Genomic DNA, 14,877 nt, shown 5'->3' on the forward strand with positions numbered 1-14,877 from the left:
GGCTTCCTTTCCGTACGGAGCTGGTCAGCACAGCGGCACCGCCTCTCCCTGGCCCTCTGGCCACGCCGTCAGAGGAGTGAAGCCGTGGTGGCCGCACTCGCCGAAAACGGTGACGGGAGCGCCGCCGGAGAGGGCGACGAGGCGCCACAGGCCGGGGAGGGAGCGGCACGCCGGGGTGATGGGCAGGGCCAGCTCCCCGTCGGCGTCGGCCAGTTGCCAGCGTGGCGGGCCCGCGGTTGTGTCGCCGTCCGGGGTCGGTATGACCCGGTCCAGGGTGACGGGGTAGGAGTCGAGCCACGGGTCGGCCCGCAGAGCCTCTCCGTAACAGGCCGCCGCCCGGGATGTGGTGACTCCCGGAGGCCGTGTCGTGGTGGGGGCCGGGGGTGTGAACTGTTCGCCCAGTGCCGCTCGTAGTTGCCCGGTGTACGCCGACAGCTCCGCCTCGAAGGCCAGCCCGACGGGCAGAGCCAGGTCCGGTGCGCGGCCTGCGGCTCCGTAGGAGAGGAGCAGCGCGGTGCGGCCGGACCTCGATCCGTGCAGCCAGATCCTGCGTGTGGTGAGACGGCTGTCCGCCGTGTCGTACTGGGCCAGGACCAGCCAGCGGTCGCGCACCGGTGGCCCGTCGGCCGAGCTGGGCAGCCCGATCCGGGAACGGACCGTCGTGGCAAGGCCGTCCGGCAGTCGCTCGCGCCGCAGCCAGCCCTGGTCGAGGAGGTGCAACAGCGCACACTCCTCCAGGAGCCGCACCGGCCAGCCCGGGCCGGACGACGGAACCGCTCCCAACTCCCGCACCCGCGCGGCCAGTCCAGGTGCCTGCGCGTCGACCATCCGGGCCGCCGTCTCCTCCCACAGGCCGTACCCCGCCTGCTCGGCCCCGGCCAGGCCGCCCCGCAACAGGTCCGCCAGCCGCTGCTCCAGCTCCGCCGCGCCCGCGGTGATCCGCTCGGCCCGCCGCTCCGCCCGGCGCCGTGCCCCCTCCGGATCACCCGACGAGGCCGTCCCAGATGCCCCGCCCGTCGTCGTCCCCTTCGCCTCCGCGCGCTGTCGTCTCCCCTTTGTCCACTGCTCCGCCCAGTCCGGTGCATGCCCCCGCGGCACCGTGCCCTCCTCGCCCGCCCAGAGCAGCAGCAGCCCGAGCGCGTGCTTGCACGGGAACTTGCGGCTTGGGCAACTGCACTTGTACGCGGGCCCGGTGGGGTCCGCGATATCGATGACCGTCTGATACGGCTTGCTGCCACTTCCCGCGCACAGTCCCCATACCGTCCCCTCGTCAGAACTGCCTGTCTCCGACCACGGCCCGGTCGCGCCGAGCTTGCTTCCCGCTTTGCGTGACGCTGCGTCAGGCGCCAGTGCCAGCACCTGATCCGCAGTCCAGCGCACCCCCTGCTGAGTCATGTCATCGAAGGTAGGTCCCACCACTGACAATCGACTCCCGCAACGGCGTTTGCGCAGGTCAGATCGCATTGTCAGTGGCGTGGTGCACGGTGGAACCAGTCCGAACCGGCCGATCGAACCGGCCGAGCTGGAGGGGGACCTAGCCATGTCTGTTTCCGTTGAGCCGAGTGAGTCGACGTCCGTCAATCCGCCCGCGGGCGCGGCCCCGCACGAGGCGGGCGAGGTGTTGCGGCCACACGCCGAGGACGCCTTCGCCGCCGAACTCGCCGCGCTGGCCGCACAGGACGACCGGCCGCGTCCGGCCCGCTGGCGGCTTTCGCCGTGGGCCGTGGCGACCTATCTGCAAGGTGGCACTCTGCCGGACGGCACGGTGATCACACCCAAGTACGTGGGACCGCGCCGCATCGTCGAGGTAGCTGTCACCACGCTTGCCACCGACCGTGCGCTGCTCCTGCTCGGTGTGCCCGGCACCGCCAAGACCTGGGTGTCCGAGCATCTGGCCGCGGCGGTCAGCGGTGACTCCACGCTGCTCGTGCAAGGCACGGCCGGCACGCCCGAGGAGGCGATCCGGTACGGCTGGAACTACGCCGAGTTGCTCGCGCACGGGCCGAGCCGGGCCGCCCTGGTGCCGAGCCCGGTCATGCGCGCCATGGCGGAAGGGATGACGGCGCGGATCGAGGAACTGACCCGTATCCCCGCCGACGTGCAGGACACGCTCATCACGATCTTGTCGGAGAAGACGCTGCCCATACCGGAGTTGGGCTCGGAGGTGCAGGCCGTCCGCGGCTTCAACGTGATCGCCACGGCCAACGACCGCGACCGCGGGGTCAATGAGCTGTCGAGCGCGCTGCGCCGCCGTTTCAACACGGTGGTGCTGCCCCTGCCGGAGAGCGCCGACGCAGAGGTCGACATCGTCTCGCGCCGTGTCGACCAGCTCGGCCGCTCCCTCGACCTGCCCGCCGCGCCCGACGGCATCGCCGAGATCCGCCGCGTCGTGACCGTCTTCCGCGAGCTGCGCGACGGAGTCACGGCCGACGGGCGTACGAAGCTGAAGTCGCCCAGCGGCACGCTCTCCACCGCCGAGGCGATCTCCGTCGTGACCAACGGGCTTGCGCTGGCAGCCCACTTCGGCGACGGCGTCCTGCGAGCGGGTGACGTCGCCGCCGGCATCCTCGGCGCCGTCGTCCGCGACCCGGCGGCCGACCGCGTCATCTGGCAGGAGTACCTGGAGGCGGTCGTCCGTGAGCGGGACGGCTGGAAGGACTTCTACCGAGCCTGCCGGGAAGTGAGCGTATGAGCGGAGACCGGGAGGAGAGCGCCGAGCACGTCGAGACCGAGGGGGATCGTGTGACGGACGTCGAGAGGCCACCGCCTGGGGGAGGGGCTTTCGGTCACGGGCCACTGCTGCGGGGAGGGGCTTTCGGTCAGGGGCCGCTGCTGCTCGGCGTGCGGCATCACGGGCCGGGGTCCGCGCGGGCCGTGCGGACCGCACTGGAGGCAGCAGCTCCGCCGGTCGTACTGATCGAGGGGCCTCCCGAGGCGGACGATCTCATCCCGCTCGCAGCCGACCCGGACATGCGGCCCCCGGTCGCCCTCCTCGCCCACGTCGTGGACGAGCCCGGCCGCTCGGCATTCTGGCCGCTGGCCGAGTTCTCCCCGGAGTGGGTGGCCATCCGCTGGGCACTGGATCACGGAGTCCCGGCCCGGTTCATCGACCTTCCGGCGACCCACACGCTGGCCTGGGGGCAAGAACAAGAAGGGGCCTCCGCGGAGCACTCGGAGGATGAGGAGGAGCTCCCGTCGGAAGCCGTCCGTGTCGACCCACTCGCCGTGCTGGCAGAGACCGCCGGTTATGACGACCCCGAGCGGTGGTGGGAGGACGTGGTCGAGCACCGGGGCGGGGCGGGAGGCGATCCGTTCGCGCCGTTCGCCGCACTCGAGGAGGCGATGGGCGCGCTGCGCGAGGCGTACGGAGCCGGCGGGCACGAGCGGGATCTCCTGCGCGAGGCGTACATGCGACTCCAGATGCGTTCGGCGCAGCGGGAGTTCGGGGACGAGGTGGCCGTGGTGTGCGGTGCCTGGCACGTCCCCGCGCTGCGGCAGAAGACCACCGTCGGCGCCGACCGGGCGCTGCTCAAGGGGCTGCCCAAGGCCAAGGCCGACATGACCTGGGTGCCGTGGACGCACCGCCGGCTCTCCCGGGTCAGCGGATACGGGGCGGGCATCGACTCGCCGGGTTGGTACGGGCATCTGTTCGGCGCCCCTGACCGCCCGGTCGAGCGGTGGATGACGAAGGTCGCCCGGCTGCTGCGCGACGAGGACCGGATGGTCTCGTCCGCCCACGTCATCGAGGCGGTTCGGCTGGCCGACACGCTCGCCGCGATCCGCGGCCGTCCCCTGCCCGGCCTGACCGAGACCACCGATGCCGTACGAGCCGTGATGTGCGAGGGCTCGGACGTGCCGCTGGCTCTCGTGCGGGACCGGCTCGTGGTCGGCGATGTGATGGGGGAGGTGCCGGAGTCCGCACCCGCGGTGCCGTTGCAGCGCGACCTCGCGCGGCTTCAGCGGAGCCTGCGGCTCAAACCGGAGGCGGCCGAGCGGGAGCTGGAGCTCGACCTGCGCAAGGAGACCGACGCCGGGCGGAGCAGACTCCTGCACCGGCTGCGGTTGCTGGCCATCGGCTGGGGCGAGCCCGTCGCGTCACGCGGCAGCACCGGAACCTTCCGCGAGACCTGGCGGTTGCGCTGGGAGCCCGAGCTGGCCGTGCGGGTCGCCGAGGCCGGGGTTTGGGGGACGACCGTGTTCTCCGCCGCGACCGCCAAGGCCGACGCGGACGCCATCGGCGCGGGCTCCCTGGCCGAGGTCACGGCACTCGCCGAGCGCTGTCTCCTCGCCGAACTCCCGGAGGCGCTGCCCGTGGTCATGCGGGTCCTCGCCGACCGGGCGGCCCTCGACGCCGACGTCGGACACCTTGCCCAGGCCCTGCCCGCACTGGTCCGGTCCCTGCGCTACGGCGACGTACGCGGCACCGACACACAGGCCCTCAACGATGTCGCGGCGGGCCTCGCCGAGCGGATCTTCGTCGGACTCCCGCCGGCCTGCGCGGCTCTCGACGCCGAGGCCGCCGAGGAGATGCGACGCCATGTGGACGCGGTTCAGGGGGCGGTGGGGCTGCTGGCGGGGGCACCCGACAACGGATCACCGGACGCCGCCGCGTCGTCCGGCGCCGACGCATCACCTGACATCGGCGCGTCGTCCGACCCCGCCGTGCCATTTGACCCGGTCGCCACGTCATCGGACGGCAGGCCGCTGTCCGACGGCAAACCGTCATCCGGGGGTATGCGTCGCCGCTGGCACTCCGTGCTTCGGGTGCTGGCCGGGCGGGACACCGTGCCAGGGGTGATCCGAGGACGGGCCGTGCGACTGCTGCTGGACGACGGCGAGTTGGCGCAGGACGAGGCTGCCCGGCTCATGGGTCTTGTGCTTTCGCCGGGGACGGAGCCTGGGGACGCCGCCGCGTGGATCGAGGGATTCGTCGGCGGTGGCCCCGGGGGCGGAATGCTGCTCCTGCACGACGAGCGGCTGCTCGGTCTGGTGGACGCGTGGCTGATCGGGGTGCCGGCGGAGGCGTTCACCGATGTGCTGCCGTTGCTGCGGCGGACGTTCTCAGCCTACGAGGCCGGGGTGCGCCGGACGTTGGGCGAGCTGATCAGACGCGGCCCAGGGACGAGAGGCAGCGCCGTGGCTGTGGCCTCCGGGATACCCGGGTTCGCCCCCGAGCTCGACTTCGAGCGTGCGGACGCCGTACTGCCGGTGCTGCGGCTGCTGCTCGGCCTGGACGAATCCAGCGGCGGCGCCACAGCCGACGACCGGGCGAGCGACGACAACGACCTTGTGGAGGTGACCCGATGACCGCACCGGCGGACGCGAACGGCGTAAGCACTGCGAATGACCTGGCCGACGCGACCGACGCGACCGACGCGACCGACGCGACCGGCGTGGTCGACGCGACCGGCATCGGTGCTGCGACCGGCGCTGCGGGCGAGCGGCTGCGGCGCTGGCGGCTCGTGCTCGGGGGCGACGAGGCGGACGGAACCGGGCGTGCTCTCACCGGGCAGGACGCTGCGATGGACGGGGCGCTCGGCGCGTTGTACGGGAAAGGGGGCAAGGGGCAGACGGGGCGGGACCGTTCAGCTGGGCTCGGAGCGTCCGCGCCGTCTGTCGCGCGCTGGCTCGGGGACATCCGGACGTACTTCCCTTCGTCCGTCGTCCAGATCATGCAGCGGGACGCCATAGACAGGCTTGGGCTGTCCGCCCTTCTGCTGGAGCCCGAGATGCTGGAGGCGGTGGAGGCCGACGTACACCTGGTGGGCACCCTCCTCTCCCTCAACAAGGCGATGCCGGAGACGACCAAGGAGACCGCGCGGGCCGTCGTACGGAAGGTCGTGGAGGATCTGGAGAAGCGGCTCGCCACCCGTACCCGGGCCACGCTCACCGGCGCCCTCGACCGCAGCGCCCGGATCAGCAGGCCCCGCCACCACGACATCGACTGGAACCGCACCATCGCGGCGAACCTGAAGCACTACCTGCCTGAGTACCGCACGATCGTGCCCGAGCGGCTGATCGGCTACGGGCGGGCATCGCAGTCCGTGAAGAAGGAGGTCATCCTCTGCATCGACCAGTCGGGGTCGATGGCGGCCTCCGTCGTCTATGCCTCCGTCTTCGGCGCCGTTCTCGCGTCCATGCGGTCCATCAACACCCGGCTCGTCGTCTTCGACACGGCCGTCGTCGACCTCACCGACCAGCTCGACGACCCGGTCGACGTCCTCTTCGGCACGCAGCTCGGCGGCGGTACGGACATCAACAGGGCGCTCGCGTACTGCCAGTCGCAGATCACCAGGCCCGCCGACACGGTCGTGGTGCTCATCAGCGACCTCTACGAAGGGGGGATACGGAACGAGATGCTCAAGCGGGTCGCGGCGATGAGGGCGTCGGGGGTGCAGTTCGTGACGCTGCTCGCGCTGTCCGACGAGGGGGCACCGGCGTACGACCGTGAGCACGCGGCGGCTCTCGCGGCGCTGGGCGCGCCGGCGTTCGCCTGCACACCCGATCTGTTTCCCGAGGTGATGGCGGCGGCTGTCGAGAAGCGTCCGTTGCCGATACCGGACACCACGTGAGGAAGTCCGCGGAAGGGCCGGTTGGTCCCCATTGGGGTCCGGTTGGTCCCCATTGGGGTGGGGACCGACCGCCCTGGGCCCCTCGGGGCTGTTCAGAGGGCCTCACCGGGCAAACCCCGGCCCGGTGAGGCCCTGCCCGGGCCCGCTCTGTGACAGGTATCACCGCTCAGGTGCGACCTGCGATTTAGGGACCCGCGTCCGGCGGCGATAACCTGCGAGACGGACATGCCGCGCGCTCGGACACCGTGTGCGCCACCCTTGTGACAGCGGACGTCACGTTGCCCTTCGCGGCACGCCCACGGAGACAGCAGACCGCAGAGCGGCGAGATCACTGATAGGGACGGACGCGCGTGGACCTGTTCGAGTACCAGGCGAGGGACCTCTTCGCCAAGCACGGTGTACCGGTGCTGGCCGGTGAAGTCATCGACACGCCTGAGGCAGCCCGCGAGGCGACGGAGCGTCTTGGCGGCAAGTCCGTCATCAAGGCGCAGGTGAAGGTCGGTGGCCGAGGCAAGGCCGGCGGCGTCAAGCTCGCCGCCACCCCGGACGAGGCCGTCGCCCGTGCGACGGACATCCTCGGCATGGACATCAAGGGCCACACGGTCCACAAGGTGATGATCGCCGAGACCGCGCCCGAGATCGTCGAGGAGTACTACGTCTCGTACCTCCTCGACCGCACCAACCGCACCTTCCTCGCCATGGCGTCCGTCCAGGGCGGCGTGGAGATCGAGGTCGTCGCGGAGGAGAACCCCGAGGCCCTCGCGAAGGTCCCGGTCGACGCCAACGAAGGCGTCAGCATCGAGAAGGCCCGCGAGATCGTCGCCCAGGCGAAGTTCCCGGCCGAGGTCGCGGAGCAGGTCGCCGAGATCCTCGTGACCCTGTGGGACACCTTCATCAAGGAGGACGCCCTCCTGGTCGAGGTCAACCCGCTGGCCAAGGTCGCCTCCGGCAAGGTCATCGCCCTCGACGGCAAGGTGTCCCTGGACGAGAACGCGGAGTTCCGCCAGCCGGACCACGCCGCGCTCGAGGACAAGGACTCGGCCAACCCGCTCGAGGCCGCCGCCAAGGAGAAGAACCTCAACTACGTCAAGCTCGACGGCGAGGTCGGCATCATCGGCAACGGCGCGGGTCTGGTCATGTCGACCCTTGACGTCGTCGCGTACGCCGGTGAGGCGCACGGTGGGGTCAAGCCCGCCAACTTCCTCGACATCGGCGGCGGCGCCTCCGCCGCGGTCATGGCGAACGGCCTGGAGATCATCCTCGGCGACCCGGACGTCAAGTCCGTCTTCGTCAACGTCTTCGGTGGCATCACCGCCTGTGACGAGGTCGCCAACGGCATCGTCCAGGCTCTCCAGCTGCTCAAGGACAAGGGCGAGGAAGTCACCAAGCCCCTCGTCGTGCGCCTCGACGGCAACAACGCCGAGCTGGGTCGCAAGATCCTGTCGGACGCCAACCACCCGCTGGTGCAGCGCGTGGACACCATGGACGGCGCGGCCGACAAGGCCGCCGAGCTCGCGGCTGCGAAGTAAGGGACGAGGGAAACAACCGCCATGGCTATCTTCCTCAACAAGGACAGCAAGGTCATCGTCCAGGGCATGACCGGCGCCACGGGCATGAAGCACACCAAGCTCATGCTGGCCGACGGCACGAACATCGTCGGCGGCGTCAACCCGCGCAAGGCGGGCACGTCGGTCGACATCGACGGTACCGAGATCCCGGTCTTCGGCACGGTCGCCGAGGCGATCGAGAAGACGGGCGCGAACGTATCCGTCCTCTTCGTACCGCCGGCCTTCGCCAAGGCCGCCGTCGTCGAGGCCATCGACGCCGAGATCCCCCTCGCGGTCGTCATCACCGAGGGCATCGCCGTCCACGACTCCGCCGCCTTCTGGGCGTACGCGAAGTCGAAGGGCAACAAGACCCGCATCATCGGCCCGAACTGCCCCGGTCTCATCACCCCGGGCCAGTCGAACGCCGGCATCATCCCGGGCGACATCACGAAGCCGGGCCGCATCGGCCTGGTCTCGAAGTCCGGCACGCTGACGTACCAGATGATGTACGAGCTCCGTGACATCGGCTTCTCCTCCGCCGTCGGCATCGGTGGCGACCCGGTCATCGGCACCACGCACATCGACGCGCTGGCGGCCTTCGAGGCCGACCCCGACACCGACCTGATCGTGATGATCGGTGAGATCGGCGGCGACGCCGAGGAGCGTGCCGCGGACTACATCGCGAAGAACGTGACGAAGCCGGTCGTCGGTTACGTCGCGGGCTTCACCGCGCCCGAGGGCAAGACCATGGGCCACGCCGGCGCCATCGTCTCCGGCTCCTCCGGCACGGCCGCCGCGAAGAAGGAGGCCCTCGAGGCCGCCGGCGTCAAGGTCGGCAAGACGCCGACCGAGACGGCGAAGCTGGCCCGCGAGATCCTGCAGGGCTGAGTTCCTCGGTCTCGAATGCACGGAAGGGCCCGCACCCCTCACCGGGATGCGGGCCCTTCCGTGCGTTCAGGGGTCTCCAGCGTCCCGCGCTCAGCGGGCTTCCGGCACCAGCCTCTCCGGGCCGCTCACCGTCTGTGACTTGAGGAAGGCGTGCAGTTCCAGCTGCTCGTCGGAGAGCGGGCCCGGGGCGGCGCGGGGCGGCAGACCGCGGACTGTCGCGCCGGGAGCCATGGGAGGTTCGTAGTGGTCCGGGGCCGTGCGCAGGGTCAGCGAGGTGGCGCCGATGAGCAGGACCGTGAAGGCGATGGCGGCGCGGGTCCAGGTGCGGGCACGGTGTTCGCTGCCGTAGCGGACGGAGCGCGGTTTCGCCGCGCGCAGCCGCTCGGTGGCGGCGAGCGTGGTCAGCCGCCGGTGCAGTACGTCGGGTGCGGCCAGCTCCGGCAGCCGCGCGGCGACGGCCTCACGTGCGTGCAGCAGCCGATTGGCCGCCGCGGGCGTACTCGCCTCCGTCTCGGCCGCGGTGTCCGGCAGGTCGAGGCCGATCCCGTCGTACAGCAGGAGCGTGCGCCGGTACACCGGCGGCAGTTCCAGGAATACGTCGAGCAGCGCGCGGTCCGCCGGATCGGCGGGCGGCGCCTCCGGATGCCGATGCCGGGGGCGCAGCCGGTGCCAGGGGGAGAGCGCGTACTCGTACGCCGTCGCCCGCACCCATCCGGCCGGATCCCGGTCCACGGCCACCTCGGGCCAGCGGTGCCAGGCCAGTTGGAAGGCCCGTTCCACGGACTCACGCGCGAGCTCGCGCCGACCGGTGAGCAGGTAGGCCTGCCGTACGAGGGCGGGGGTGCAGAACGCGTAGAGGGCGTCGAAGGCCTGAGGGGGTGTCAGGGCAGGGGGCGGGGGAGCCGTGGGGTCGGGTTCCCCCTCGTTCTCGCTCGCCACTTCACCCCCGCGCTGGGGTTCGCCTGCGGCTTCGGGTTCTCCCCCACGCTCGGCCTCAGCCTCAGCCTCAGCCTCAGCCTCGGCCTCGGCCTCGACCTCGGCCACGACCTCGATCTCGACGGCGGCCTCGATCGCGGCCTCGACCTCCGCCACGACCTCGGGTTCGACTTCTGGTTCGACTTCGGCTTCAGTGACCGCTTCCTGACGGCTGGTCACCTCGGTCTCGGCCCCGGCCGCCCTCTCGGTCTCGGTCTCGGTCTCGGTCTCGTCTTCGACGTCGGCGGGGGTCGCCGGATCCGGCGCGGTCAGCAGTTTCACGTACGCTCCCCGTTTGCGGCCCCGTGGCGTCGTACGGCCGTTCTCCCACGAGCGCACCGTCTCGCGGGTGACGCCCAATCTGGCCGCAACCTCGGCCTGACTCAGCGACTTGGCCTCGCGCAGGCGGCGGCGTTCCTTGGGGGACGGCAGCGGGGGCGCAGGGCTCTGTGTCAGTTCGGACTCCACAGCGCGCCCCTTCGTACGAAAAAGTACATAACCGTATATTGAGCGACACATCCGGGGTTCGCCTGTTACGACGAGAAAGTGCGTGTCGTTGGGAGCATGGCGGGCGTGACCCAAATGACCGACCGCAGGCTCCCGTTGCCGCCCTTGCTCACCCGGATGCGCGACCGATCCCCCGGACTGGCCGCCAGCCTCCTGGGTGGCGTCCTTGCTGCGGGGCTCGGACTCGGCTCGTTCGCAGTCCTCGTCATCGTGCTGTGGATCAGCTCCCCGTACCCCGACAGTGGACCGGGCGGCGCGCTGCACGTGGCCGCGGCCCTCTGGCTGCTGGCCCACGGCGTCGAACTCGTCCGCACCGACACCCTTTCCGGAGCGCCCATGCCGGTGGGTGTCACACCGCTGCTCCTCGTCGTGCTGCCGGTGTGGCTGCTGCACCGGGCGGGGCGCGACGCGGCTGATGACGAGTCAGAAGCAGCGCCCCATGCGGCGTGGGCGGGTGTCGTCGTCGGCTATCTGTCTGTCGGTGGGGCCGCCGCGCTGTACGCCTCGGGCGGGGAGTTGCGGCCCTCCTGGGCGTGGACCGCCGTATGCCTGCCGCTGCTTGCCACCGTCGCGGCGGGGGCGGGGGTGTGGACGGCGAACGGGCATCCGCGTGAGCCCCTCCCCGCGTGGGCCCGCCGGGTTCTTGACGCCCTGCCTATGGGCGTACGCCGCCACGTCGACACCCATGTGTTCGCGCCGGACGCTCGTCGCTTCCTCGGAGGCGTGGCGCGGGCAGCCGGAGCCGGGGTGGCGGTGCTGGTCGGGGGAGGGGCGTTGCTCGTGGCCGTGTCGTTGGTGTGGCACGGGGGTGCGGCCCGCGGTTCCTTCCTTCAGCTCACCGAGGTGTGGTCGGGGCGCTTCGCCGTACTGCTGCTGTGCGTGGCGCTCATGCCGAACGCCGCGGTGTGGGGGGCGTCCTACGGGCTCGGTCCCGGGGTCGTGCTGGGGGCTGGGCAGGTGGCGGGGCCGTTGTCCGCGGCGGCACCCGGTCCGCTGCTGCCTGCCTTTCCGCTGTTGGCCGCGGTGCCGGGGGCTGGAACGCCGTTGAACTGGGCGAGCGGGGTGGTGCCGGTGGCCGCGGGAGTGACGGTCGCGTGGTTCGTGGTGGCGTCGGCGGTGCCGGGGGGAGGGGTCGGTGCCAGTGCCAGTGCCAGTGCCGGTGCCGGTGCCGGGAGTGCGGTGGTGTGGTCCCGGGGGCGGACCGTTGGCGGTGTGCTGGTCGCGGCTGGGTTGTGCGGATGTGTGTTCGCGCTGCTGGCAGGGATGGCCGGGGGGGCGCTCGGGGTTGCGCGGCTGGCCCATTTCGGGCCGGTGTGGTGGCAGGTGGGGGCTGCGGTGGTGCTGTGGGTGGCTGGGGTGGGGGTTCCTGTGGTCGTGGGGGTGCGGGGTTGGCGGGTTCGGGTGTGGCGGCTGCCGCGGGTGCGGGTGTCGGGGGCGTGGCTGCCGGCGTGGGTTTCCCGGGCTGAGCGGGGCGGTGGCGAGCGGGGCGGTGGTGACCGGGGGGCGGGGGAATCTGTGGGGCAGGTGCCGGACCAGGCCGAGGGCTCGCCGCCCGTCCAGGTCAAGGGGCAGGGGTTCGGGTTGAAGCAGGGGCAGGGGCAGGGGCTGGGGCTGGGGCTGAGTTCGGGGTTTGACGAGCTTTATGACCTCTTGCCGTCCGACAGCGTGGGGTCCCCGTGGCATGAGGATGTGGCCCGCGAGGCCCGCTGGGCGGCGCTCAAGGAGGCGTCCGCTCCTGCGGAGTCGGGGGAGCCGGAAGAGCCGGGGGAGCGGGGGGATTCAGGAGGGCCGGGGGATCCGAGGGAGCCGGAAGAGCCGGAAGAATCGGAATGAGGGCGGGGCTTCTCGCCCTCCGCCCGTGCCTTTGGTCGTCGCCCCGACGCACAACGGGCACATCCACTTCACTCTGGTCTCCGCTTCACTCCGGTCTCCGCTTCACTCCGGTCTCCGCTTCACTCCGGTCTCCACCTCACTCTGGTCTCCCGCCGGCGGATGCCCGGTCCCGCCCACCCGCCCCATGCCCCGCCCCGCTCTCCTCGCCCGCCAGGGCCGGATTACCTCTCTGTCGCGCTCACGGAAATCTGTGTCGGCCGGAGTAGACATTGGGTGGTGGTGTGGTTATGGTTTCTCTCGTAGCCGAGATCGAGCAGGGCCCGGCAGACACGAACTGCCGGGCAGCAGTACGCAGTTGCAGTACGCAGTTGCAGTACGCAGGACGGTGCGGTGGTGGAGTTCCGAAGCCAGGGTTGTCGCAGGATGGCGACGGGGCTGACGACCGGACCGGGTGGCCCGCAGTGATCAGGGGCCGCCGCGAGCAGGACCGTAAGTCAGCACCAGTGCAGTACCCGTAAGTCAGTACCCGTAAGTGCAGGTCGCAGTACCAGCAGTACGCAGGTCCCGTTGGTAAGTAGTTGATCAAGAGGGAAGAACGGAGGAGCCCGCGCCATCAGGATCGCCCGGGAAAAACGCAGAGCCCGGGTACCGCAGGACATCGATAGTGAGGTGGTCTCCGGTCGAGCAACCGCGATCCCTGAACGCGCCCCCACCCTCGGTGGGCTGGTGCGGAAACAGAAGGCCGGCGCAGTACCAGGGCCGGCAGATGGTGTAGCAGTTCCTTCGGGGCCCTGGTGTCATATGGCACCAGGGCCCCTCCAGGCGTTTCACAGAGAGGTGCGATGACAGCAGACGACTCGTTCAACCGGCTCGATGACGACGACTACCCCGCCTACACGATGGGCCGGGCCGCCGAGATGCTCGGCACCACCCAGAGCTTCCTGCGCGCCATCGGCGAAGCCCGCCTGATCACCCCGCTGCGCTCCGAGGGTGGACACCGCCGCTACTCCCGCTACCAACTGCGCGTCGCCGCCCGCGCCCGTGAGCTCGTCGATCAGGGCACCCCGATCGAGGCCGCCTGTCGCATCGTCATCCTCGAAGACCAGCTCGAGGAGGCCCAGCGCATCAACGCCGAATACCGCCGCGCAGCCGAATCGGCGACCCCAACGGCTGCCGCCTGAAGAAAACGAGCACCGTCCGCCGCCCGGCCGCTACCCCCTCTGCCCCCGGCCGCTACCGGGGGCCTACCCCTGCGTCCCCAGGATTCCTTGCAGATTCTTCGGCAGAAGGTCGTTGCAGGACTGCTTTGCGACGTTGGTGAGGGCGTCGTTGGTGCAGGTGTAGTAGTCGCTGTAGACGAGCTGGGCGGCGAAACCGGCGGCGACCATGGCGATGGCCAGGGACGCCGTGACCAGGCCACTTACCGCGGCGGACTTCTGAGGGCGGGCGTTCGCCGGGTCGGGCGCCGGACTGTCCGGGTCGGCGTTGCGGGGCTTGGCCCGCAGGGCGCTGCTGCCCCAGTAGAGGGCGAGGGCGCCGAGCAGCAGGGCGACGTACGGCCAGTTGAAGAGGGCGAAGAAGAACGCCCACATGCCGGAAAGCAGCGCGTACCGTGCGCGGCGCTGGGCCGGGTCCGTCGGGTCCCAGCGCGTACCGGTGCCGGGCCCTTCCGGACCGCCCTTGCCTTGATCCTGGCCTTGGCCCTGCCCCTGCGGTGTACCGGGGCGGTCGCCGAAACCGCCGCCGCTGGAGGGGCCGGGCTGCCGGTCGCTCCACTGGCTGCCCCACCGGGACTGTCCGGCGGACCCGTCGGACTCACCGTGCTCGCCCGAATCCTCCGAACCCTGCCCGTTCGCGGGCCGCCGTGGCTGCCAAGGCCGGTCGGGCGTCCCCTCCGGGGGCGGGGCGAACGGATTGTCGTCCGCACCGGAGGAGTCCGCACCGGAGGAGTCCGCACCGGAGGAGTTCGAGCCCGGGGAGGCCGGGCCCACCGACGGTGAGCCCGCGGGAGGCGTGTCCGGGCCTCGCTCGCCCGAGGCCCCGCTCCCGTCGGCCGAGCCCTGTTCACCCGCAGGGACGGAGTCGGGCGTGCCCCCGCCTTCCCGCGGCGGCACAGGCGAAGGGCGCCGCTCGCGCAGCAGGAGCGGAGGGAGTCGGAGACTGCGGTCCGGCATCAGGTGTGCGTCTTCCCCTTGGTGGTTCTGGCGGGCTCGTGCCCCGTGCGCAAGTGCCTGGGACCGGGGCCCCGGGACTTCGTAACAGCAGGGCCGGCGCCCCAAGCACGTGTGCCCGGGACAACCGCCCTGGACCTACACGTACCCATCCCAGATCAACGCCCCACGTGCGCAAGGCGTTCCCCGCGCCGGACGGTGGGTCCAGGTGGATCCTCCCCAGACGCTACCTTCCGGCCACGCCCCCGTCCCGTGGGGGCCGCCCGGTGTGCCGGTATCGTTGCTGACGGTCGGCCGCTTCGTAGACTTCCCCGTATCCCGGGGCGCGATGCATTCGTACGAATGTACAAGCGTGGATGTGTGCGTGTGAACGCATGAAACAAG

At 71.2% G+C, this 14,877-nt stretch carries 10 protein-coding genes; 7 read left to right on the forward strand and 3 right to left on the reverse strand.

Annotated features, from left to right (window positions below; translation table 11 throughout):
• Nucleotides 1–24: 24 nt before the first annotated feature.
• Entirely contained in the window at nucleotides 25–1,395 is a 1,371-nt protein-coding gene (locus ACFYPC_RS21135; RefSeq protein WP_388678300.1) for an SWIM zinc finger family protein, read from the reverse strand.
• A 145-nt stretch (nucleotides 1,396–1,540) separates the two neighbouring features.
• Here ACFYPC_RS21135 and ACFYPC_RS21140 point away from each other — a divergent pair, with 145 nt between their 5' ends.
• The 5 genes from ACFYPC_RS21140 to sucD all read left to right on the forward strand — a co-directional run bounded on the left by ACFYPC_RS21140 (nucleotide 1,541) and on the right by sucD (nucleotide 9,007).
• On the forward strand, nucleotides 1,541–2,692 hold the full coding sequence (locus tag ACFYPC_RS21140) for an AAA family ATPase (protein ID WP_388678303.1): 1,152 nt from the start codon (nucleotides 1,541–1,543) through the stop codon (nucleotides 2,690–2,692).
• Complete coding sequence (locus ACFYPC_RS21145; RefSeq protein WP_388678306.1) at nucleotides 2,689–5,307, forward strand: DUF5682 family protein; 2,619 nt, start codon at nucleotides 2,689–2,691, stop codon at nucleotides 5,305–5,307. The genes ACFYPC_RS21140 and ACFYPC_RS21145 overlap by 4 nt, the downstream gene beginning before the upstream one ends.
• Nucleotides 5,304–6,572: a vWA domain-containing protein gene (locus tag ACFYPC_RS21150; RefSeq protein WP_388678309.1), complete on the forward strand. Its 1,269-nt coding sequence runs from the start codon at nucleotides 5,304–5,306 to the stop codon at nucleotides 6,570–6,572. The genes ACFYPC_RS21145 and ACFYPC_RS21150 overlap by 4 nt, the downstream gene beginning before the upstream one ends.
• Nucleotides 6,573–6,922: 350 nt before the next feature.
• Nucleotides 6,923–8,101 carry an ADP-forming succinate--CoA ligase subunit beta gene (gene sucC / locus ACFYPC_RS21155; RefSeq protein ID WP_388678312.1) on the forward strand — a complete coding sequence of 393 codons (1,179 nt, stop codon included), beginning with the start codon at nucleotides 6,923–6,925 and terminating at the stop codon, nucleotides 8,099–8,101.
• A gap of 21 nt (nucleotides 8,102–8,122) precedes the next feature.
• On the forward strand, nucleotides 8,123–9,007 hold the full coding sequence (gene sucD, locus ACFYPC_RS21160; protein WP_388678314.1) for a succinate--CoA ligase subunit alpha: 885 nt from the start codon (nucleotides 8,123–8,125) through the stop codon (nucleotides 9,005–9,007).
• Nucleotides 9,008–9,097: 90 nt separating this feature from the next.
• Here sucD and ACFYPC_RS21165 read toward each other — a convergent pair whose 3' ends face one another.
• Complete coding sequence (locus tag ACFYPC_RS21165; RefSeq protein WP_388678847.1) at nucleotides 9,098–10,438, reverse strand: helix-turn-helix domain-containing protein; 1,341 nt, start codon at nucleotides 10,436–10,438, stop codon at nucleotides 9,098–9,100.
• Nucleotides 10,439–10,546: 108 nt separating this feature from the next.
• Between ACFYPC_RS21165 and ACFYPC_RS21170 the strand changes: the two genes are divergently transcribed.
• Together ACFYPC_RS21170 and ACFYPC_RS21175 are read left to right on the forward strand one after the other, a co-directional pair.
• Nucleotides 10,547–12,322, forward strand: coding sequence for a DUF6350 family protein (locus ACFYPC_RS21170; RefSeq protein ID WP_388678317.1), 1,776 nt, complete (start codon nucleotides 10,547–10,549; stop codon nucleotides 12,320–12,322).
• 842 nt (nucleotides 12,323–13,164) lie between these two features.
• Entirely contained in the window at nucleotides 13,165–13,503 is a 339-nt protein-coding gene (locus tag ACFYPC_RS21175) for a helix-turn-helix domain-containing protein (RefSeq protein WP_388678320.1), read from the forward strand.
• Between the two features lie 63 nt (nucleotides 13,504–13,566).
• On the opposite strand, the gene ACFYPC_RS21180 is transcribed toward ACFYPC_RS21175, so the two are convergent.
• Nucleotides 13,567–14,496 carry a hypothetical protein gene (locus ACFYPC_RS21180; RefSeq protein ID WP_388678322.1) on the reverse strand — a complete coding sequence of 310 codons (930 nt, stop codon included), beginning with the start codon at nucleotides 14,494–14,496 and terminating at the stop codon, nucleotides 13,567–13,569.
• Between the last annotated feature and the right edge of the window lie 381 nt (nucleotides 14,497–14,877).

This window comes from Streptomyces sp. NPDC005808 (assembly GCF_042871385.1).
GTDB lineage: Bacteria > Actinomycetota > Actinomycetes > Streptomycetales > Streptomycetaceae > Streptomyces.